Source organism: Kitasatospora sp. NPDC059812 (genome assembly GCF_042732075.1).
In the GTDB taxonomy this organism is placed as follows: domain Bacteria; phylum Actinomycetota; class Actinomycetes; order Streptomycetales; family Streptomycetaceae; genus Kitasatospora.
This window is the reverse complement of sequence record NZ_JBHWIO010000082.1, coordinates 19,772-39,311: the sequence shown is the minus strand read 5'-3', so window position 1 is coordinate 39,311 and position 19,540 is coordinate 19,772. Positions and strand designations below refer to the sequence as shown.

14 protein-coding genes are annotated in these 19,540 nt (G+C 74.0%); all 14 read right to left on the bottom strand.

The window, feature by feature from the left end:
* Nucleotides 1-86: 86 nt before the first annotated feature.
* The 14 genes from ACFV6D_RS30730 to ACFV6D_RS30665 all read right to left on the bottom strand — a co-directional run bounded on the left by ACFV6D_RS30730 (nt 87) and on the right by ACFV6D_RS30665 (nt 19,353).
* Nucleotides 87-764, bottom strand: coding sequence for a VOC family protein (locus ACFV6D_RS30730; protein ID WP_380562015.1), 678 nt, complete (start codon nt 762-764; stop codon nt 87-89).
* Nucleotides 764-1,867 carry an NAD(P)/FAD-dependent oxidoreductase gene (locus ACFV6D_RS30725; protein WP_380562013.1) on the bottom strand — a complete coding sequence of 368 codons (1,104 nt, stop codon included), beginning with the start codon at nt 1,865-1,867 and terminating at the stop codon, nt 764-766. The genes ACFV6D_RS30730 and ACFV6D_RS30725 overlap by 1 nt, the downstream gene beginning before the upstream one ends.
* A complete protein-coding gene (locus ACFV6D_RS30720; protein WP_380562011.1) occupies nt 1,839-3,011 on the bottom strand; it encodes a hypothetical protein in 1,173 nt (390 codons plus the stop codon). The genes ACFV6D_RS30725 and ACFV6D_RS30720 overlap by 29 nt, the downstream gene beginning before the upstream one ends.
* Nucleotides 3,004-4,269, bottom strand: a complete 1,266-nt coding sequence (locus ACFV6D_RS30715) for a metallopeptidase TldD-related protein (protein WP_380562009.1) — start codon at nt 4,267-4,269, stop codon at nt 3,004-3,006. Before ACFV6D_RS30715 ends, ACFV6D_RS30720 begins: the two co-directional genes overlap by 8 nt.
* Nucleotides 4,266-6,596, bottom strand: a complete 2,331-nt coding sequence (locus tag ACFV6D_RS30710; protein ID WP_380562007.1) for a lantibiotic dehydratase — start codon at nt 6,594-6,596, stop codon at nt 4,266-4,268. Before ACFV6D_RS30710 ends, ACFV6D_RS30715 begins: the two co-directional genes overlap by 4 nt.
* Nucleotides 6,593-8,065, bottom strand: coding sequence for a hypothetical protein (locus tag ACFV6D_RS30705; RefSeq protein WP_380562005.1), 1,473 nt, complete (start codon nt 8,063-8,065; stop codon nt 6,593-6,595). Before ACFV6D_RS30705 ends, ACFV6D_RS30710 begins: the two co-directional genes overlap by 4 nt.
* A gap of 8 nt (nt 8,066-8,073) precedes the next feature.
* Nucleotides 8,074-10,398, bottom strand: coding sequence for a lantibiotic dehydratase (locus ACFV6D_RS30700; protein ID WP_380562003.1), 2,325 nt, complete (start codon nt 10,396-10,398; stop codon nt 8,074-8,076).
* Complete coding sequence (locus ACFV6D_RS30695; RefSeq protein WP_380423685.1) at nt 10,395-12,905, bottom strand: lantibiotic dehydratase; 2,511 nt, start codon at nt 12,903-12,905, stop codon at nt 10,395-10,397. The genes ACFV6D_RS30700 and ACFV6D_RS30695 overlap by 4 nt, the downstream gene beginning before the upstream one ends.
* 4 nt (nt 12,906-12,909) lie before the next feature.
* Nucleotides 12,910-14,697 carry a hypothetical protein gene (locus ACFV6D_RS30690; protein ID WP_380423686.1) on the bottom strand — a complete coding sequence of 596 codons (1,788 nt, stop codon included), beginning with the start codon at nt 14,695-14,697 and terminating at the stop codon, nt 12,910-12,912.
* Between the two features lie 14 nt (nt 14,698-14,711).
* Nucleotides 14,712-14,918 carry an ammosamide/lymphostin RiPP family protein gene (locus ACFV6D_RS30685; protein WP_380423687.1) on the bottom strand — a complete coding sequence of 69 codons (207 nt, stop codon included), beginning with the start codon at nt 14,916-14,918 and terminating at the stop codon, nt 14,712-14,714.
* Between the two features lie 158 nt (nt 14,919-15,076).
* The gene (locus tag ACFV6D_RS30680; RefSeq protein ID WP_380423688.1) at nt 15,077-15,718 is read right to left on the bottom strand and encodes an NADPH-dependent FMN reductase; all 642 of its coding nucleotides are present in this window, start codon (nt 15,716-15,718) and stop codon (nt 15,077-15,079) included.
* Nucleotides 15,719-15,804: 86 nt separating this feature from the next.
* Nucleotides 15,805-16,635: a BTAD domain-containing putative transcriptional regulator gene (locus tag ACFV6D_RS30675; protein ID WP_063346287.1), complete on the bottom strand. Its 831-nt coding sequence runs from the start codon at nt 16,633-16,635 to the stop codon at nt 15,805-15,807.
* Nucleotides 16,636-17,710: 1,075 nt separating this feature from the next.
* The gene (locus tag ACFV6D_RS30670) at nt 17,711-18,112 is read right to left on the bottom strand and encodes a helix-turn-helix domain-containing protein (RefSeq protein ID WP_380423689.1); all 402 of its coding nucleotides are present in this window, start codon (nt 18,110-18,112) and stop codon (nt 17,711-17,713) included.
* A gap of 191 nt (nt 18,113-18,303) precedes the next feature.
* Complete coding sequence (locus tag ACFV6D_RS30665) at nt 18,304-19,353, bottom strand: LacI family DNA-binding transcriptional regulator (protein ID WP_380423690.1); 1,050 nt, start codon at nt 19,351-19,353, stop codon at nt 18,304-18,306.
* Nucleotides 19,354-19,540: the final 187 nt, after the last annotated feature.

Below are 19,540 nucleotides of genomic sequence, written 5' to 3'. Positions count from 1 at the left end.
CGGCCGGGCAGGCCCGGACGCCCCGGCCGCGGCGGTGCTGCGGCCGGGGCCGCCCGGTGCCCCCGCGGGTGCGGGGCGTGCGGGGGTCACGGAAGCCGCACCACCGTCTCGCCCTCGGCGGTGTCGATGTGCACCGCCGAGATGCGGGGACCGGCCGCGGGGTCGACGAGGACGTCGAGCGCGGCGAGTCCGGGCCACCGGTCCGCCCAAGCCCGCTCCGGCTCCCGCGCCGGGCCCGTCTCAAGGCGCCGCAGCGACGTCGGGCAGACCCGGTGCCCGGCCGCCTTGAGATCGCCCGGCACCCGTGCCGCGCGCGCCTGCGGGTCGCTGTAGCTCAGGAAGAACGGCAGCACCCGGCTGCGCCACGACAGGTCGAACGCCGCCTCCGCCCACGGCACGCTCCCTCCGTCGGCCCGGACGGACTCGCCGCGGAAGAGGTCCGGATCCGCTCCGGTGACCGTCTCCACCGCGCGTGCGGTGGACTCGATGTCGTCGGTCAGCGCCGCCCAGTTGAGGAAGTCCGGCCCGTCCGCCGTCCGTTCCAGGAACAGTCGGCCGAAGTCCTCGCCCGCCAGCCGCCGTTCGTCGTGGGTGACGAGCAGCTCCAGGTACTGCACGTCGGGCGTGTCGAAGGGCACCACCCAGCTCGCCGTGCCGTCCGGGTTGGGGCTGCCGTCGGTGATGCCGAACCCGTACTCGTCCCACAGCAGTTCGCGCAGCGGCTCGATGGTGCGCGCGCCGAGGATCACGTGGTCGATGCGCATCAGGAGGCACCGCCCAGGGCGTGCGAGGGGCACATGCTGTACGGCAGGGCCTCCCAGTCGTCGCCGACCAGGCCGGCCGCCATGCCCTTGCCGGTGGCGCGCGCCGAGAGCAGCCCGTGCCCGGCGTGGCCGGCCGACAGGAAGATCCGCTCGTGGCCGGGCAGTGCGCCCGCCAGCGGCCGTCCGGTGCCGGACACCGGGCGCAGTCCGGCGCGGAGTTCCACGGGCACCGAGTCCGCGAGCCCCGGCATGACGGTCGTGGCGAACCGCAGCAGGTTGGCGATGCCCTGGGTGGTCACGTGCTCGGCGAAGCCCGTGTCCTCCTCCGTCGCACCGACGATCACGTCGTCACCGACCCCGGGCGCGAGGTAGTAGGCGGAGGACAGGATGCAGTTCAGCTCCTCGTCGGTCCGCAGCACGGCCATCTGCCCGCGCTGCGGCCGGACTCCGGTCGCCTCGGCCAGGCCCTTGCCCGAGCTCCAGGCGCCGGCGGTGATCACCACCCGGTCCGCGCGGAGCGTCCCGTCCGAGGTCACCACCGAGACGGCCGCGCCCTCCTCGCGCACCTCCCGGACCGTGACGCCCTGTTGCCAGTCGACGCCCCGGGCCAGGCACCGGCGCCGTACGGCGTCCAGGTAGCGGCGGCCGTCGATCATCAGCCCGTCCGGGTCGAGGAGGTAGCGCCTGCTGGTCGGCAGCTTGAGCCCGGGCGCGGCCTGCGCGAGGGCGCCGCCCTCCACCCAGTCGCCGACGCCGAGCCCGCTCAGCACGTCGCCGTGGGCCTCGACATCCGTCTCGCGCAGCGCGCGCAGGATGGGCCTGGCCACGCTGAACGCGCCGTACTCCGGCTCCAGCCGGGCGATGTCGGCGTCCAGGTCCCGTTTGGCGGTGCGCAGCCAGTCGTAGAACTCCCGGTCGGTGAGGTAGCGCAGCGAGGGGACCGCCACCCCCGCCGCGCGGTTGGTCGAGTGCCCGGGTTCGGCACCGGAGTCGAGCACCCGGACGGACGCCCCGCTGTCGCTCAACTCCTCGGCGAGGCAGGCGCCGACGATCCCTCCGCCGATGAGCGTGAAGTCAGGGGGTGATGACGGTGACGACGGCATGTCCTGCACCTTCCATTTCGGCCGCGCCGGCGAGTACCAGCGAGCGGGTGGTCACGTCGCTGTCGCTGTGGACAGCCATGGGTGGGCCGGCCAGGCCGCGGGCCTGGCGCAGCAGATGGACGGGTTTGCCCCGCAGGGCGAGGCGGAACCAGCCGCCGGGCCGGTCCGCGACCCTGGCCAGGCACTGGAGCCGGACGGTGCCGTCGCCGTGGTAGCGCTGGAGGCCCTCCACGCACCAGACGAGTTCCACCGCGTCCGGGGGCACCTCGGCCAGGGGCCCGCCGAGTTCGAGCCGGGCCAGCGGCGGCGGGCCGAACCCGCCGGTGTCGTGGTCCCACACGGCCCGGCCGCGCGCGATGCCCTCGGCGAGCGGGGGCGGCGGGCAGATCCGGCCGCCGTCGACCAGGACGGTGGGCAGCGCCGGGTCGCCCCGGTCGTCCAGCCCCGAAGCGCCCAGCGCCGCCCCGTCCAGCGCCGCCCCGTCCAGCGCCGAAGCGTCCAGCGCCGAAGCGTCCAGCCCCGACCCGTTCAGCCCCGACCCGGGCGGCGCCGACGGCAGATCGGTCAGGGTCAGCTGCGGCAGGATGCGCCGCCCCGCCAGCCGGGCGGCGGTCGCGCGCCCCCCGCGCGAGGTCAGCGAGAAGGCCGCACCGGCCACCAGCACCGACGCCGCGGAGGGCCGCAGCAGCAGCGGCCGCTCGCGCCAGTCGCCCGGCGGGTCGGCCGGTGCGAACGGCGTCGAGAGCGCCCCGAGTTCGTCCCAGGGCAGCGCCTCCACGAGCCCGGCCGGATCCCCGGGGCCGCTGGTGCCGAGCAGTACGGGACCGCCAGGGGTCTCGACGCGGGCCAGCAGCTCGGCCCGCCGGGACACCGGCAGGCCGTCGCCGTCACGCCACTCGTGGATCTGCGCCACCGCGCTCTGGAGCCCGGCGACGGCCGACGCCGTCCGTTCGGCCGCCTCGGTGAGCAGCAGCCCGGTCTCCTTGCCCGCGTCCTGGTCCGCCGACCCGGCGACCCGCCGGGAGCCGGTGACCCGGCCCGTCGCGTCCCGTTCGAGGCGCAGGGTGTCGAGCGAGACGGTCAGCCGCGGCGCGCCGCGGGTGGGCGTGACGATTCCGGAGGCACGGATCCTGGTCTCAGCCACGGGCCACCGCCCGCAGCCCGACGAGCCCGGCCGGCAGCCGGAACCCGGCGTTCGCGAACGACACCGGCACCGGGTACTGCCCCAGCTTCCCGCAGCCCCCGGTGGCCCGCAGGTAGGCGGCGACCCGGTGCTCGTAGGGCCGCAGACCCGCGAGCACCCGCGCTCCGTCACCGGTCACCGTCAGCGGGCCCAGCCGGGCGGTGCTGCCGTCGACGCGGTGCAGCAAGGAGAACGGGGCGTGGAAGACGAAGGCGCCCGAGGCGATGTTCATCATGTCCAGCCGCAGCCCGTACGGGGCGATCCAGTCGCCCGAGGGCGGCTCCGGCTCGGCCGCGGGCTCGATCAGGGCCACGGTGTGGGTCATCCGGGGGATCGCCGGGTGCTGGTAGCTCTGTTTGCGCCCGTGGCCCGTGCCGGGGCCGCCGCCGAGCAGGGCGGCGAGCGCCCGGTCGGTCATCGGCCGCCCCACCGTGCCCCGGTCGATCAGCCGCAGGGTGCGGCACGGGGTGCCCTCGTCGTCGAACGGACTGCGGTAGCCCGGCCCGTCGTGCGCACCGCCGTCGAGCACCGACAGCCACGCGGGTGCGACCCGCCGCCCGGCGCGCGCCCCGAGGTAGCTCGTCCCGGACGCGACCACGTCGGCCTCCATCGGGTGTCCGACGATCTCGTGGAAGAACGCCCCGGCGAGGCCGGGCAGCAGCACGAGGTCGGCGCCGTCCGGGAGTTCGGCGGCGAGCGGCAGTGCGAGGCGTTCGCGCACCGCCTCGGCCGTCCGTACGGCCGCGTCCCGCAGCCCGCCCGGGTCGGAGCCCGCAGGAGCGCACAGCAGCGACCGGGAGTGGACGGTGCCGTCGTCACCGGTCAGCCTGGTCTCCAGGGTCGTGACGATCCGCTCGGTGGTGGCGACGCGGTCCGCGCCGCCGGCGGCGACGTGCTGCTGGGCCACCCCCAGGGTCAGCTCCGCGCCGGTCTCGGCGGCGATCCCGGCGAGCTCGGCGCGCAGCTCGGGGGTCAGCTCGAACAGCGGCCGTTCCTGCACCTCGCGCAGCGCGTCGGCGGCCTCCGGGGCCGCCCCGGCGGCGCCCGAGGCCAGTAGGTCGTCGCCGTCGGCGAAGCGGTGCTCGGTGAAGCCCCGGTCGAGGTGCCGTTCGACGCTCATTCCGCGCACCGAGGTCCGCTCGGTGGAGACGGTGCCGTCCGGGAGCACGTCGGCCCGCATCCGCAGCGAGTGCTCGGCGAAGAGCGTGGTGTGCGTCATCGCGTGCTGCTCCCGTCGCTGTTGGTGCTGCCGTTGCTGTTCCTGCTGCCGCTGCTGCTGTCGTCGCTGCCGATGATCTGCATCCGCAGCTCGCTGGTGTAGCGCCGGCCTTCGCCGTCGCGCAGCCACAGCTCGTCCGGCCCCGGCGCCATCCGCTCCACGCCCAACTGCTCGGCGCCGCGCGCCACATGGCTGATCAGGTCCGCCGCGAGCGGTGAGGCCAGGTCGATCAGGTACGGCTTGCGCTCATGGGCGCTGCGGCAGAAGACGAACCGCGTTCCGGTGTCCCGGGCCAGCCTGCGCAGCGCGAGGAACCTCGCTTCGGGTTCCGGTGCCGCGAGCGCCGCGGTGGGCACCTGCCACCGGGACCGCTGCAGGACGACCGATCCCAGGGCCACTTCGGGCTGTGCGTCCTCGGTGGTGAAGGTGGGGTGGAGCACCTGCGGATGCGAAAGGGCGGCGATCGGGGCGTACTTGACGAAGTCGCTCAGCGGGACGTACGCGCTGACCGCCTTGCCGTCCGGATCGTGCAGGGTGACGTCGTGCGGCCCGATGCGGACGGTGAGGTCCTCCGGCTTCAGCAGCTCCGGCTGGTCGTGGTCGGTCCAGGTCAGCGGGCGCATCGCGACCTCACGGCCGGGGAAGCGGTAGTAGCCCTTGTTGCGGCGCCCGAAGTCGAGGCCGACGACCGTGCCGTCCTGCGCGGCCGTCCAGGCGGCGGCGTCCGCGCCGAGTCGGTCCGGATCCGGGTGCATCGTGCCCAGCCAGCTGCGCACCAGCAGGTGGTGGTGGGCGCGGGAGAGGACGAGCGGGGCGTCCGCGCCGAGCCCGGCGGCGTCCGGCGCCGCGGGGCACAGGTCGATGACCGCGTACCGGTCGCCGTCCAGCGCCCCGGCCTCCTCGGTCAGCCGCTCGACCTCGGCCCGCCAGTCGGCGCCGGGGTAGACGGGTGCGTGGGCCGCCTGGAAGGTGCTGGTCGAGTCGGACCGGCTCGCGGCCGCTCGGGTCGCGTACGTGAGGAGGTCCAACTCCGTGGCCGGTGCCCCGGCTGGGCTCGTTTCTCCTGCGGTCCCGTCCGTGAAGGCGTCGCGCACTGCGGCCGCCGCGGCGCGCTGGGCGGCCTGCCCGTGCGCGGTGCACACCTCCAGCACGGGGGCGAGCTGCCGCTCCCAGTCTCCGACCAGCCCGGCTCCGAGGGTCAGCGCGAAGGGCGACGCGCACTCCTCGAAGAACACGGCGCGGTCGGCGTACGCCGCACCGGCGCCCCGCCTGGCCGGCCTGCCGGTGAACTCGGTGAACCGTTCCTCCAGGGCGGCGACGGCGGCCGCTTTGCGCTCCAGCGGTGCCTGTGCCAACTCGTCGATGAGGTAGGCGAGTTCGGCTACCCGGTCGAGCCACAGCTCGCGGGCCGGTGAGGCGGGCAGCGCGGAGAGCTGGTCCCGCAGCGTCGTGAGGGGCTCCAGGTCGTAGTCGCCGCCGCCGAGGCCGATGGTGACGGCCTCCTCGGCCACCAGCCGCATCAGCGTCCTGGCCACGTCGCGGGCCGGCTGCCCGGCGGCGCGTACCACGTCGCGGAACACCGTTCCGTCCGGGGCCACGAGCGGCAGCAGCGGCTCCCGCGCCGCGTCACCCCGTCCGGTGGAGTGGAACGCGAGATGCGGAAGGATCCTGGGGTCCCGGGCGATCGCCGTGGCCAGCGCACGCGCCGCCCAGTGCGAGAAGAACACCCGGCGGGCGCGGGGCACGTCGTCGCGCAGCACGGCGCCCTCGCCCTCGCCCACCGTGCCGTACGCCATGGGCCCGAAGAAGCTCACCGTCTCGTTCTTCGCGCAGAACCGCTGCACGTACGTGAACATCTGCCGGCGCACCCGGCGCCAGCGCGAGGTCAGCGGGCCTTCGTATGCCAGCAGCGGGAGCAGCATGTTGCGGTACGCGTCCGGGTTGGACAGGAACACGGCCTCGGAGACCCCCGGATCCGCCAGCAGGTCCCGCAGTCGCTTTCCGGCCTCGTCGTCGGCTTGCCGGCAGGCGAGCGCGTAGCGTTCCCAGGCGTCGGCCCAGGCGCTCACCGCCCGGCTCCACTGCGGCCCGCCGGACGACGCCGGCAGCTGCCGCGCCCGTCCGCGCAGCACGTCGGAGCGCAGCGACTCGGCGCGGGGCCCGCTGAACTGCGTCTCCACCAACTCCAGGACGGTCCGCTCGCGGTCGAGCAGCTCGTCCGCGAGTTCCAGCAGGGAGTGGGGCGCGCCCAGCTCCTCCAGCCAGTCGAACGGCATTCCCGCATGGCGCAGGATGAACTCCCGCCCGATGCGCCACTGTCGGCTCACTGGCTCCTCCGCATCACACCGGCCTGGACCAGCCGGTCGGTCAGTTTCCTTCGGGCGCCGTCGCTGATCCGGTCCAGGACGGCGGTGTCGCCGGACGAGAGCCGCTCCACGACCGGTGTCAGCTTCGGGTGCAGCCGGAACGCGCTGCCCGTCCGCAGGTTCACCACGAACGAACCCGGGCCCTGGCCGTCCGGGCCGGGCCCCTCCCCGGCGACGACGGCGGCCGACGGCTCCCAGACCGCCGTCCCGTCCGGTGCGGCGAGCACGCAGCAGGCGAACCGGCCGGGGAACAGGTCGGCCACGGCGCCGAGTTCGGCGTTGAGTGCGCCGATCGCCGCGGTGCGCGCCGTTTCGTCGAGCGTCCCGGGCCCGCTGAACCGGTCCCAGCGGGGCAGGTCGTTGTCCGGGGCCGTGTGCCGGATCAGCGGCACGCCGCCCCAGGCCTGCGGTGCCGCGCCGCCCCGGGCCGTCGGCAGCCGGAACGGGCTGAGCCCCGCGAGCCGGGGGCCCGGCCCGGACAGGAGGCTCCGCGCCGTGCCGGCCGTCTCCTCGGCACTCACCCCGGGCGCCCCGACGAGCAGTTCGACCCGGAGCAGGGCCCCGTCCACCGCGTCCAGGACGGTCCGCAGATCGGTACGGCGGCCGTCCGCCCCCGTCACCTCGGCCCAGGACTCCAGCCGTGCCACGGTCAGCGCCGCGCCCCGGCACTCGCGCCACGCCTCGGCGGGCAGCGCCGCCGCCTCGTCCGGGGCCAGCCAGCCCGCCCAGGGGGCGCCGGCCGGCCAGTCGGCCGCGCGGCGGACCCAGCGGACCGGTGTGCCGTCCCCCGACCACTCCTTGCCCAGCCGCCAGGCCGGCGCCCAGTCGTCGAAGCCCGCCGCCGCCGAGAACGGGGCGAGCGCGCGCAGCGCCTCCCGGTGCGCGGTGGCGAAACGCCCGCACAGCACGACCCGTGCGGGGCCGAGCGCCTCCAGGAGCACTGCGGCCGCCGGGAGTTGCTGGTCGGTCTCGATCACCAGGTGCACCCGCCCGTCCGGGGCCGCCGTACGAGTCCACCGCGCCTCGGGCCCCAGCAGCTCGGTCCGCTGCGCGGCCAGCACCACATCGGCCCCACGCTCGGTGGTGCCGCCGACGAGTTCCACGTCGTCCGCGGCCAGCCGCAGGGCCGGATCGGCCTCGCCCGCCAGCCGTAGCGCCATGCCCATGGCCCGCAGCCGGCCCGCGGCCTGGCCGCCCCGCGCGGTGACCCGTGCGGTGACCCTCGCGGCGGCCCGAGCGAACAGCGCCCTGGTCCGGTTCTCTGCAGGGTCGCTCCCGCCGCGCCTGCCGAGGTCGTAGTCGTCGGCCAGCGCGGCGAGTGCCCCGGTGTCCGCGAGGCGTGCGACGAAGTGCGCGTTCACGTCGATCAGTTGGTCGTCCGGCCCGAGCTCCGGTTCCAGACTCGGATCGAACAGGGGAGGGAGCACCACCCGGCGCGTCACCGCTCACCACCGCCCCGCAGATACACACAGCGCAGCTCGGAGGCGAAGCGCAGCTCGCCGTCCCGCAGCCAGGCGTCCTCGGGTGCGGGCAGCGTCTCGGACAGCAGGAGCTGTTCCGCCGTGCCCGCCAGCCGGGCCATGCCCTTGAGGAGTTCGGGGCTCGCGGTGTCCACGTACACCGGTTTGCGTTCGGCCGGTGACTTCGCGAAGAAGCGGTCGGGCAGGCCCCGTTCCCGGAGCAGCCGGGCCGTGGCGAGCAGCCGCTCGGCGTCGCGCTGGCTGCCGTGCGCCTCCAGCAGCGCCGCGCTCGGCAGCGCCCAACGCCGCCGGGAGAACACCACGTTGCCCCAGCGCAGCCGCGGCACGTGCGGCAGGTCCGGCAGCACCGGGCGGCGGATCCGGGGCAGTGCCAGCGCGGTGTGCACGGCGGTGTCGAGCTCGCCGTTGTGGAACAGCAGGCTTCGGCCGGGGTGGGTGTCGCCGCGCAGGACGACCCGTTCGCCGTCGCTCTCCAGCCACAGCTGGTCCAGGCCGATCCGCTCCCGGTCCGGGCCGGCGATGCCGCCCAGTTCGAGCACCACCCCGGGGAACTCCAGCGGCGGCAGCCCGGTCGTACGACGGGAGATCACATTGACGGCCACCTGGTCGCCCAGGGCCCGGCGCACCCCGGCGTCCCGCTCGGCGAGCAGCGCCGCGGCGTCCGGATGGAACTGCAGCGCCCACGGGGTGAGCAGCGCCGCGTCGTGGATGTCGCCGAGTATGAGCGGGGTCACCCCCGGCTGGTATCCGGCCAGGTCGGGAGCCGCGATCAGGACGTCGATGGAGCACAGCACCGGGGCGGCGGGCGGTGGCGGCGCGGCGAGCAGCCCGGCCACGTCGAGTTCGGCCCGGTCCGCGCCTTCGGCCCCGATCACCCGGCTCAGTTCGGCGCCGAGCTCTCCGCCCGGCTCGATGTCGAGGTCCGCGCACTCCCGCAGCGCCCGCAGCAGCGGGATGCGTCCCGCTCCCAGCCGGGCCGCGACCGCCCGGTTGGTGCGTACGCGGGTCGCCTCGGCCTCGTGGGCCAGCAGGTCGAGCACCGGCGCGACGGCGTCGCACATGTCGCGGGCCAGCGGTCCGCGGACCTCCAGCCCGGCCGTGCCGACGGCGGCCTCGTGGATGATGACCCGGTCGTTGTAGAAGCGGCCGCGTTCCGCCGAGCGGTCGGCGACGGGCAGCAGCGCCTCCAGTTCGGCCTGGACGGTCAGCTTCTGCTCGGGCGGCGCCGACGGGTAGCCGTCGAGCAGTTCGAGCACCTTCACCAGCAGGGCCCGCACCCCGGCCGCGCGGGCGGCCGTCTCGGTGTCCGAGGCGTCGATGCGTTCCAGGGTCCAGCGTAGCGGGTCGACCACGGTCGCCGGCGGGCACAGGGTGTGCGTCAGCGTCCCCTTCGCCACGGCGGCCGCGAACGCCTCCACCGCCTCCAGGGCGCCGGCACCGCACCCGGACGCGATCCGGGCCACCGTCCGTACGCCGTCGGCCTCCCGCAGCAGCGCCGCGCCGACGCCCGTGCCGCGGGGCGGCCCCGTCATCGTCTTGCGCACCGGCGCCAGCCGCTCGGCCAGCGCCGGATCGCCCAGCAGCAGGCCTTGCACGGCGTCGTTGACCCGGGCCGCGGTGTGCGCCTGGCGGACCGGGATCGCGGTGTGGCCCTCCCAGTCCAGCGCCGTGGCGGCGTCGGAGCCGGGGCTGAGCCTGCCGTAGTTGATGGGCCCGAAGAAGCTCATCGTCTCGCTCTTGGACGCCAGCCGCTGTGCGTAGGAGGCGAGTTGGCGCCGGATCCGGCCGCCGGCCGCACCCCGTGCGAGATCGCGGTGGACGGCGGGCGACGAGCAGACGATGGCGTCGTTGACCCGCGGATCGGTGCGGACGGCGGCGAGCGCCTCGTCGACCGCCGCCGTGTCGGCCTCGACGGTGGCGGCGAGCCGCTCCCGCACCGCGCTCACCTGCTCCGCCGCGGCGTTCCACTCGGCCAGCCAGTCGGCAGGCAGGTTGTCCGACGCGGGCAGCGGCCGCAGACCGCGCAACTTGGCCTGCTGGCCCCGGGACAGCCGGCCCGCCGGGTGCAGCCGTGACGCCACGTCGGCCGACCGGGCCTCCAGGGCGAACAGCTCCTCGATGAGCAGACGGGTCCGTTCACAGGCCAGTCGCTCGACCATCTGCCAGGGGAACCCGGCGCTGCGCAGGACGACCGTGGGCAGCAGCTCCCAGCCGTGCCGCCGCGCCGTCGATTCCTGTGGCGACAGGTCGGCTTGGTCGGATCGGTCGGATCGGTGGGTCATGACGACGCTCGCTTCATGGCGATCCGGAACTCCGAGGTCACGGGGGCCCCGCCGTGGCGCAGCCACAGCGCGTCCGGGGCCGGCCTCATCTCGGCCAGCGACACCGTCGCGCTGTCACCGGCCAGCACCATCGCCACCAGTGCGTCGACGGCCAGCGGACTGTCCAGGTCGATCCCGACCGGTTTCGGCTCGTGCGCGAGGGAGGCGAAGCAGAACCGGGGCACTCCGTGCCGGGCCCGCAGCGACTGGACGGCGAGGAAGGCGGCGGCGGGGTCGCGTGCCGCGTCGACCCCGAGGTCGGCACGGTCGAACCACCAGCGGGCCCGCTGCACGAGCAGGTCGCCGACCACGATCCTCGGCGCGAAGTCCCCGATCCGCACCAGCGGCAGCCCCACCCCGGGTGCGGCGAAGGCCCGCAGGTGCACATGGTCGTCCTCGCCGGCGTACAGGGTCAGTTCACCGTCCGGGGTGCGCAGCCGGGGCGTGCCGTCCACCAGGGCGACGGTCAGATCGGTCAGCGGCACGGTCCGCTCCCGGTCGTCGGTGGCCACCGAGGTGATCTCGATGAAGCGGCCCGGGAACCAGTCGGCCACCAGGCCCTTGTGGCGCCTGCGGCGGATCACCGTGGCCAGCCGCTCGGGGCCGCCCCACGGTTCGAGACCCGCCTCGAAGTCGCTCAGCATCCGGTCCTGTTCGTCGCTGAACAGCCCCTGTGAACCCCAGGCGAAGACGTACGGGTGAAGCTCGCCCAGCACCAGCAGCTCGCCGCCGTCCTCCCGGTTCTCCAGCATCAGATCCGGGCTGACGAAACGGGGCCGGCCGGGCTCGGGCGCGAACCCCGCGAGCTCGGCGGGGGAGAGCCGGGCCTCCTGGCCCTGCACGGCGGACTCCACCAGCGCCGCGTAGTCCCGCTTGAACCCGATCAGCGGCCCGGCGAGCCGGTCCAGACCGCCCGCCTCGACGGAGGCGCGCATCCGGCGGATCAGCTCGTCGTACGGCATGGCGCCGCCGCCCGCCTCACGCAGGATCCCCGCGCACAGCTCGGCCGCCGCGTGCTGCTGGAGCTCGCCGTAGCGGGCGGCCACGTCCAGCACCGGGCTGAGCTCGGACTCCCAGCGCCCGGCCACGTCGCCACCGACCACCACCGGGCTCTGGTCGCCCTTGGCGTCCAGGGACACCACCAGCCGGTCCGCGTACATCCGGCCGCCGGCGCGACGTGCGTCGACCTCGGTGAGCCGGGTGAAGCACTCCTCGACGCGCTCGAGCGCGACCGCCCGGGCACGGTGGCCGTCGGCCGCCGCGTAGGCGTCGCCCAGGTCGCGCAGTTCCCGCAGCCGTGCCGGCCAGGCGGTGTCCTGCGCGTAGCGGTCGGCCCAGGAGACCAGCCAGTCCAGCGGCCGTGCCGCGGTGGACGGCGGCTCGGGCCAGAGCCGGACGGCCCCCGCCTGCCGCAGCCGGTCCAGGACCCGGCGCGTCTGCGCGAGGTCGAGTCCTGCCAGCGCCGCCAGTTCGGCGGGGGAACGCCGCCCGTCGACGGCCTCGGCGAGCTGCCACCGCACCCCGGACAGGGTGATCCGGCGGCCGTCGGCGGACTGGATCGTCCCCGACCCCGGTGCCCCGCCTGGTGTCCCGCCCGGCACCTCGCCCGGTGTCCGGCGGCAGGACGGTATCCAGGCCACCGGCGGGCGGTCCCGCACCTGCGGGTCCGTGCCGATGAGCTTGGCCAGCTCGCACACGGCCCAGAACGCGGTCTGCGCCTCCAGGAGGTGGTAGCCGCAGGCCGTCTCGGGGCCGAGGACGGTGCCCTCGGCGCCACGGTCGACCCGGCCGTGCACCAGCGGACCGAAGAAGCTGGTCGTCTCGTTCTTCGCGCCGAGCCGCTGGCCGTACAGGTAGACGCGGCGGTAGAAGGACCGGTCCTTGGCGCGGTTGCGGCCTGTCGTACTGTCCTGCTGCTGCCAGCCGTCGACCCAGCGCACCGCCTCGGTGTGGAAGGACGGCGACAGCTGGAGCAGTGCGTCGCACACCCGCTCGTCGCGGAGCACGTCGCGGACCCGCTCCGGCCGCCGCAGCACCTCCTCACCCAGGGCGGTGGTCAGCCGCTCGCCCGCCTGCTGCTGAGCGGAGTGCGCCGCGCGGTAGCCGTCGACCGCCGATGCCACCGCCGATGCCACCGCCGATGCCACGTCGCCGCCGCGCGGGTCGTGCTCCACCGGCAGCCGGCGGCCCACCCGGCCGCGCAGCTTCGACAGTTCGCGCAGTCCGGCCCGGTCCCGCTCGCGGTCGGCGCCGGTGACGACCTTGGCGATCGCCTCCTGGAGCCGGGCGCGGCTCTGCTCGAACCGCGCCACCGCCTCCCGGTACTCCGCGGCCGCGGCACCCGCCGGCCCGTCACCGAGAGCGGTCAGCAGGCCGATGCCGAAGCCCGCCCTGCGCAGCAGCAGCCGATCGTAGAGCTGCCACCTGGCCCGCTGTCCCGTCTCCCCCTGGGTCGCATGGTCCGTCATGGCCTCAGTCCTGAAAGTTGATCAGGTCGAACGGGCGGTTGAGCTTGGTCCGCGGCTTGGGCAGCAGCCCTTGCAGGTCACCGCCGTCGGCGACGGCCTTGGCGAGGGCGTCCGCCGCACCGGGACGGGTGAGGCTCAGCGGCGCCATGGCCGCCACCGACCCGGCCGCGGTCACGGAGCCGGTCGTCATCACCCGACCCGCCTGGGCCAGCGCGATGCGGTACGGGTCGCCCAGCAGCCGCGCCGCGGCCTCGGCGCGCTCGTACTGCTCGGCGCCCGTCCTCGCGTCACCGCCGGAGGCGTGCAGCATGCCCAGTTCGAGGCGCACCTCGGTCTCGTGGAAGCGGTCACCCAGCTCGGCCGCGTTCACCAGCGTGGTGTCCAGGTCCGCCAGGGCGGCGTCCCGCTCGCCGACGAGCAGCCGCAGCCCGGCGCTGCGGTACGCGTGGTGCTTGCGGAAGCCCGCGTTCGACGAGCCGGCGGCCTGCTTGAACTTCTCCCAGGTCGCCAGGGCCGAGGCGTGCTTGCCCGCCTTCTCCTGGAGCACGCTGATGTTCGAGTACAGGTTGATCCGCAGATGCGCGGCACTGGCGTCGGTCAGACCCGCCATGCAGGCCAGCGCCTGCTTCTCGTGCTCGAAGGCCGCCCCGAGACGCCGCTCCGCGAACAGGGTCAGCCCGCGCAGGTTGTGCAGCCAGCCGCGCTCGCGGCGTACGCTCTCGGGCTCGCCCGGACGTTCCCCGACGACCTCGAAGCCCTGCTCGACCTCGGCGACCGCCTCCGCCAGCCGGTTCTTGCGCTTGGACAGGGTGAGCGCGGAGTACAGGTGCGACTGGGCACGCAGCTCCGGGGACAGGCCGGCGGCGTCCTCCCGGATGGCCCGGAAGCAGGCGAGGGCCGTGTCCTGGTCCCCGCGGAAGCCCGCCTGGATGCCGAGCACCTTGAGCAGGAAACCGCGTACGTCGGCGGTGCCGCGCAGGATCGCCGTCTCGAACTCGATGGCGTGGACGAGCTCCTCCTCGCGCTCCGCCTCGGCGAGCAGCCCGGGTACGCCCGACTCGGGGATGCCGGCGAGCAGCCCGATCGCCTCGTCGGCGACGACCGCCATGCCCTCCCAGTTCGTGGAGAAGAACGCCCGGCGGCAGTAGGCCAGTGCGGCGGCCACCCGGTCCACGGCGGAGCCCTCGGAGTCCCTCGCCCGCAGGAACAGTTCGCCCTCCTCGGACACCGGCTCGAATCCGGCGTCGGGAGCCGTACCCAGGTCCACGGCCAGGTCGCCCTCGGTGACCGGCAGCCCCATGCGGCGCAGACAGCGCACCCGCTCCCCGCGGTAGTCGGCGTACCGGCCGACCGGCTCGCGCACGGAGGTCGGCGCGTCCAGCAGCAGTTCGGCGCCCTCGACGAGCTGCGCGTGCTCGAAGGCCCGCATGAAGCCGCGCAGCGAGGACAGGTCGGTGCCGCCCATCCCACTGAGCAGCAGGGGCCTGCCCAACTGCGCGGTGCCCGTGCACAGGGCGGTCGCGGCCACCGTCAGCACGCGGTAGACCTGCTCGCTCTCCCGGTGCAGCCGCCGCTCGGACGGCGCGAGCGCGATCTCCTCCAGCGGCGCGGTGCCGGGCGCGGTCTCGGCGGGGAAGAGCTCCGCCCATTCGGACGGGTGCCCGGCCGCGAGCCCGGTGAAGTCGGCGCCCTCGGCGCGCAGGGCGTCGATGCCCGCCCGCAGCCCGCTGTACGAGGCGGCCGGGCCGGTGTTCACGTCGACCAGGACGGAGGCGGTGGATGCGCGGCTCACCTCGGCCGCCCGCGTCACCATCGCGAGGGCTCGGTGGTGGCGAGGGCGAGCGGCGCGATCTTGTTCTCGACCTCGTCGAGGTCGAAGTCGACGTCGTCCAGCTCGTCCAGCGCGTCCAGTTCGGTGTCCTCGGCGGTTTCGGCCCCGGCGGTTTCCGCTTGGGGGGCTTCCGTCCCCTCGGCGGTCTGCTCGGGCTCTGTGGACTTCGCGGTGTCTTCCATGGCGCGCTCCATTCGGAATCACGGTCGGACGTGGGAATGCGGATGCGAAGGATCCGGCGTCAGGGCAGCCGGAACCAAAGGCGTGGGCGGGAATCGTGACGGCGGACGTACGGGGGACGTACGGTGGGCGGCCGCGGTGGGCGGCAGGCCCCGGGCGCTCAGCCGACCGGTGTGCGCATCCGGGCGAACTCGACCACTTGCCGTCCGACGGTGGCCAGTTGCGCGGTGAGATGCGGGTCGTCGGTGCTGTCGTCGGTGCTGTCGTCGGACGCCAGGGTGACGCTCTCCGTGTTGATGGCCACTCCCAGGGGAGTGGGCCAGCCCCTCAGGGCGTGCACGACGGAGCGCAGCCCCGCCAGCGTCGAAGCGGCCTGCGCCCCGCGCGCGGTGACGACACAGCCGACGGCGCGGCCGTGCAGATACGGGCGCGCGTCCTCGCGCAGGTCCTCCAGGTAGTCGAGGGCGTTCTTCACCAGACCGGAAACGCCCCCGTGGTACGCGGGCGTGCCGATCACCAGGCCGTCGGCGAGGGCGACGGCCTCGACCAGCCGCCGGGCCGCCGGGGTGCGCAGTGACTCCCCCGGTGTGTAGAGCGGCAGTTGAAGTTCCTCGGCACCCAGCAGCAGGGTCCGGGCCCCCGCCGAAGCGGAGGCCGCGAGTACCGCCCGGACCGCCCGTTCCGTCGAGGAACCGGAGCGGACGGTGCCCCCGATGCCGACGATCAGGGGCCCGGCATCGGCTGGGGCACCAACACCGGGATTCTCCACCGAAAGAACGGAACCCTGGTTCGTCTCCAGCACGGTTACCCCAATCTCCTTGACCGGTCGCGGTTTTCGGAGTCTAGACAGGGCGGTTATGCGCTGGTTATGAGCTGGTTATGCGTGGGTTATGCATTGGTTACGCGTGGGCCGGAAGTCTGGTCCACTGTCCGGGCGGACGCGTCCTGGGTGCGCAGAACCCGCTCCAGAAGCCGCTGGGTGTCAGGGCTGACATCGATGTCCAGACCATCCGACATCCGGGCCCGGCACAGCTTGTACCAGGACCTGGCCTGCCCTAACTGGCCCAGGTCGCCGTGAACTTGGATCAGAGTCCGGTAGACGTCCTCCTGGTACGGGTCGATGTCCAGCGTGCGGCGGCACATGTCGATGACCTTCGGCAGCTCGCCCCGGTCCAGTGCCTCCTGGAGGAGGAAGTCCGCCGCTCCCAGCGCGAGGGACCGTACCCAGTCCCGCTGCTCCCTGGCCCAGTCGGCGGTCTCACCGGGCAGGAAGTCCCCGGTGTGAAGATCCAGCGCCCTGCGGTAGTACTCCGCGGCCGCGCGCGGATCACTTCGGGCCGCCGCCCGGTGCCCTTCGTTGCACAGCCGCTCCAACTCCTCGAAGTCCAGCCAGGCGTCGTGGAGTTTGAGGGAGTACCCGTACTCGCTGCAGACGATCTCCGCGGCCGGCTGCTCCTCCGCGGCCTGCTGCCCGCTGAGTATCTGGTGCACCGCGTGCTTGGCGACCTTGAGCGAGCTGGAGCCCGCCGCCCGGGTGCGGTCGGGCCACAGCGCGGCGTGCAGTTCGTCGCGGTCGACCGTGCGGCCCCGGTTGATGAGGAGGTAAAGGAACAGTGTGCGCGCCTTGCCGGCCCGCCAGCGTCTGACCGGGAGTCCCCCCAAGTCCAGTGAAAAGCCGCCGAGGCAGCGTACGACGGCAAGCGTGGAAATCTCGGTCATGTGGAAACCCTCCTTCTTCGTGGGGGTAACAGGATGCGAACGCGCTGGCGCGGTCGGTCGGTTCAGGCCTGTGGGGGAGGCAACCCGGTCGACCGGTGGTACGACCGGGGTGAGGGCCGGTCGTCTTATCTGTGTTGACGTACGGGAACGGCGTGGCCGTTCGGAGAATGCCGGTCAGACGGACGGCGGGAAGCGGAGTCTCCGGTTCTGTCCGGCTCGCATCCGTGTCCCGGCCTCGGCTGTGACGCGACGGCTCGGCGATCGCCTCCGCCCGGGTCGGTGGTCGACCCCGGAAGCCCTCGTCTCACCAGAAGATGCTGATGGTGCACTCGCTCACGGCGAGCCGTCGCGGCATCCTGGAGGGGCCCTCATGCAACTCGGCCTGTTTTCCCCGAACTTCGGCGCACTTTCCGGCCTCGTCGATCGGCGACTTCACGAAGTCGATTCCGAGAAGGCGCCGCACATCACCACACCCGGGTCGGTGTACGCACGATCGGTGTGCTGATTCCGCTGACACGTCCCACCCCATGACGGCGGCGGCGGAGGCCCGGGCCGGTGTGACGAGCGTGAGCCCGACGGTCGCCCCAGCGGCGGCGACCAGGGTCCCAAGTGGCTTGCGCGGCATGATGTACGTTCTCCAGAGTTGCCTGCCAGGCACCGTCCGGCCGCCCGAGTCAGGAAGATCAGTAATGACTCTGGCTTCTCCGAATAAACAAGCAATGAACAGCAGATACGGCCCCGGCACCCGCTCGTTTCGGCTCTCCGGGTAGACGAACTACGACGCCCGAAAGTTGAATCAAATCCACCTACCGCTCGTCCCCACAGGATCACTCAGCGCCAGGCACCGCCCGTCACACTTCCGCGCCGCACCCAGAGGATGAAACCTCGCCAGAGTCCACCCCGGCACCCGCATGCCGAAGCGGCCCACACCCGCCCGACATGCCTCCGACACCGCCCACCCCACCGCCGGTGGCACGTCCCCAACCGGACGGCGCTGGTGGGGCGGGCGTACGCGTTCGGCGTCCTCGTGGCGGACGTGTGGCCGCCGGCGCCTGCCCGCCGCACGCGACGGCCGTCAACCGGCCCGGCGCAGGTGTCGGGGCCCGGCCGGGCGGGGTTTCGGACAGCGTCGGCGGCGCCGACAGCACGGACCGCTCTCGCCGATCGCGGTCAACGGCAGGACCATCACGACTACTGCGGACGGCTGTTCGTCCACCTCCCCGGCGGCCGGCGTCTCGCGACGGCTCCCGTCCGGCTGATCGAGCCCGCTGCCGGGAACGGCTCGCGCGGCACGGAGAAACCATTCCAATCGCGAGGTCCCCAGGCCGAGCGCCTCCGCGAGCTGCTGGACGGAGCGGCGCTGTGGTCGGCGCACCCGGCCCCGCTCGATGTCGCTGATCGTCCTCACACTGACCTGGGAACGCCGGGCGAGTTCCTCATGCGTGAATCCCACTTCATGACGAAGCGTCTTCAGCATGCCCCCGAATGCCGAATCCCCTTGTTGTGCCTTCGACACGTCACCCCCAGAATCTTGGCGCGTGGGAGCGCTCCCACACCCATCGGGAGCGTAGCAGCACCTCATGCCCAGGTCAGCCGCGACACGCGGCAGTGGCTCATACCGGAACAACGGAACGTGACGGCCGTTCAGTTCGAAGCCGTCCGAGGCCGTCAGGCCGAGGCGCGGACCGTCAGTTCGGTCGGAAGGATCACCTGGCGACGCGGCCGCCCGGGTTCGGCGATCTCCTCGAGCAGCAGCTGAACCATCAACCGCCCCATCGCCTCGGTCGGTTGGCGAACACTGGTGAGGGGCGGCTCGGTGCTACGGGCGATGACGGAGTCGTCGAAGCCGACGACGGCCACGTCTCCCGGCACGCGCCGCCCGGCCTCGCGCAGTGCCCGGAACGCGCCCACGGCCATCAGGTCGGAGGCGCAGAACACGGCATCGAGGGTGGGCATTTCGGCCAGGAGCTCGCACATCGCCGCGTAGCCGCCCGCCTCGGTGAAGTCGCCGTGGGCGACGAGCGCGTCCTCCGGGGCGAGGCCGGCCTCCGTGAGCGCCTCCCGGTACCCCGCCAGGCGTGCCCCGGCCGCCTCCATGGCGAGCGGCCCCGTGATGGTGGCCACTCTGGTGCGGCCGCGCCCGACCAGGTGCCGGACGGCCGCCCGGGCCCCGCCGGCGTTGTCGGCGTGGACGTAGCTCAGCGATTCGCGCTCGGACCGGCGACCGCCCAGTACGGCCGGCATCCCGAGCTGTTCGAGCAGGTCGGGCAACAGGTCGTCCTGGCGCACCGAGACCAGGAGCACCCCGTCGACCCGGCGCGCGGTGAGGTAGCGCGTCAGACGCTCGCGCTCGTCCTCGTTGCGGACCAGGGTCAGCAGCAACTGAAGGTCGGTCGACGCGAGTTCGTCGGAGATCCCGGTGATGACGTCCGCGAAGTACGGCTCCGACCTCAGCCGCGCCAGGCTCTCCGGGACGACCAGGGCGACGACGTCGGTGCGCGAGGTCACCAGGGACCGTGCCGCCTGGTTGGGTACGTAGCCGAGCTCGGCGACGGCGTGCTCCACGGCCTCCCTCGCCCTGGCGCTCACCTTGGGCGAACCGTTGATGACCCGGGACACCGTTCCCCGGCTGACTCCCGCGCGGGCGGCCACGTCCTCCACCGTCGGTCGCGCGGCAGACCGGGCCCTTCCGGGGCCCGGCCTGTCAGTTCGGGTCATGATCACACTCCGGTGTGGCTCACTCTCGGGAGTGGCCATCCTACACGGCGTGAGAGCGCTCCCACCGGCGCTTCCACCGGCGCTTCCACGGGCGCTCCCACGGGCGCTCCCACGGGCTCGGCCCGTCGGCCGGTCGGGGGGGGGGGGGCCCCCCCCCGCGGACCGGGCGGGCCCCCGGCCAGCGCGC

What these genes read in the sequence shown, in the direction of transcription:
- ACFV6D_RS30700 (WP_380562003.1), bottom strand. Translation starts at nt 10,398, where the DNA reads ATGACCCACCGATCCGACCGATCCGACCAAGCCGACCTGTCGCCACAG.
- ACFV6D_RS30675 (WP_063346287.1), bottom strand. Translation starts at nt 16,635, where the DNA reads ATGACCGAGATTTCCACGCTTGCCGTCGTACGCTGCCTCGGCGGCTTT.
- ACFV6D_RS30725 (WP_380562013.1), bottom strand. Translation starts at nt 1,867, where the DNA reads ATGCCGTCGTCACCGTCATCACCCCCTGACTTCACGCTCATCGGCGGA.
- ACFV6D_RS30685 (WP_380423687.1), bottom strand. Translation starts at nt 14,918, where the DNA reads ATGGAAGACACCGCGAAGTCCACAGAGCCCGAGCAGACCGCCGAGGGG.
- ACFV6D_RS30730 (WP_380562015.1), bottom strand. Translation starts at nt 764, where the DNA reads ATGCGCATCGACCACGTGATCCTCGGCGCGCGCACCATCGAGCCGCTG.
- ACFV6D_RS30665 (WP_380423690.1), bottom strand. Translation starts at nt 19,353, where the DNA reads ATGACCCGAACTGACAGGCCGGGCCCCGGAAGGGCCCGGTCTGCCGCG.
- ACFV6D_RS30670 (WP_380423689.1), bottom strand. Translation starts at nt 18,112, where the DNA reads ATGCTGAAGACGCTTCGTCATGAAGTGGGATTCACGCATGAGGAACTC.
- ACFV6D_RS30715 (WP_380562009.1), bottom strand. Translation starts at nt 4,269, where the DNA reads ATGACGCACACCACGCTCTTCGCCGAGCACTCGCTGCGGATGCGGGCC.
- ACFV6D_RS30695 (WP_380423685.1), bottom strand. Translation starts at nt 12,905, where the DNA reads ATGACGGACCATGCGACCCAGGGGGAGACGGGACAGCGGGCCAGGTGG.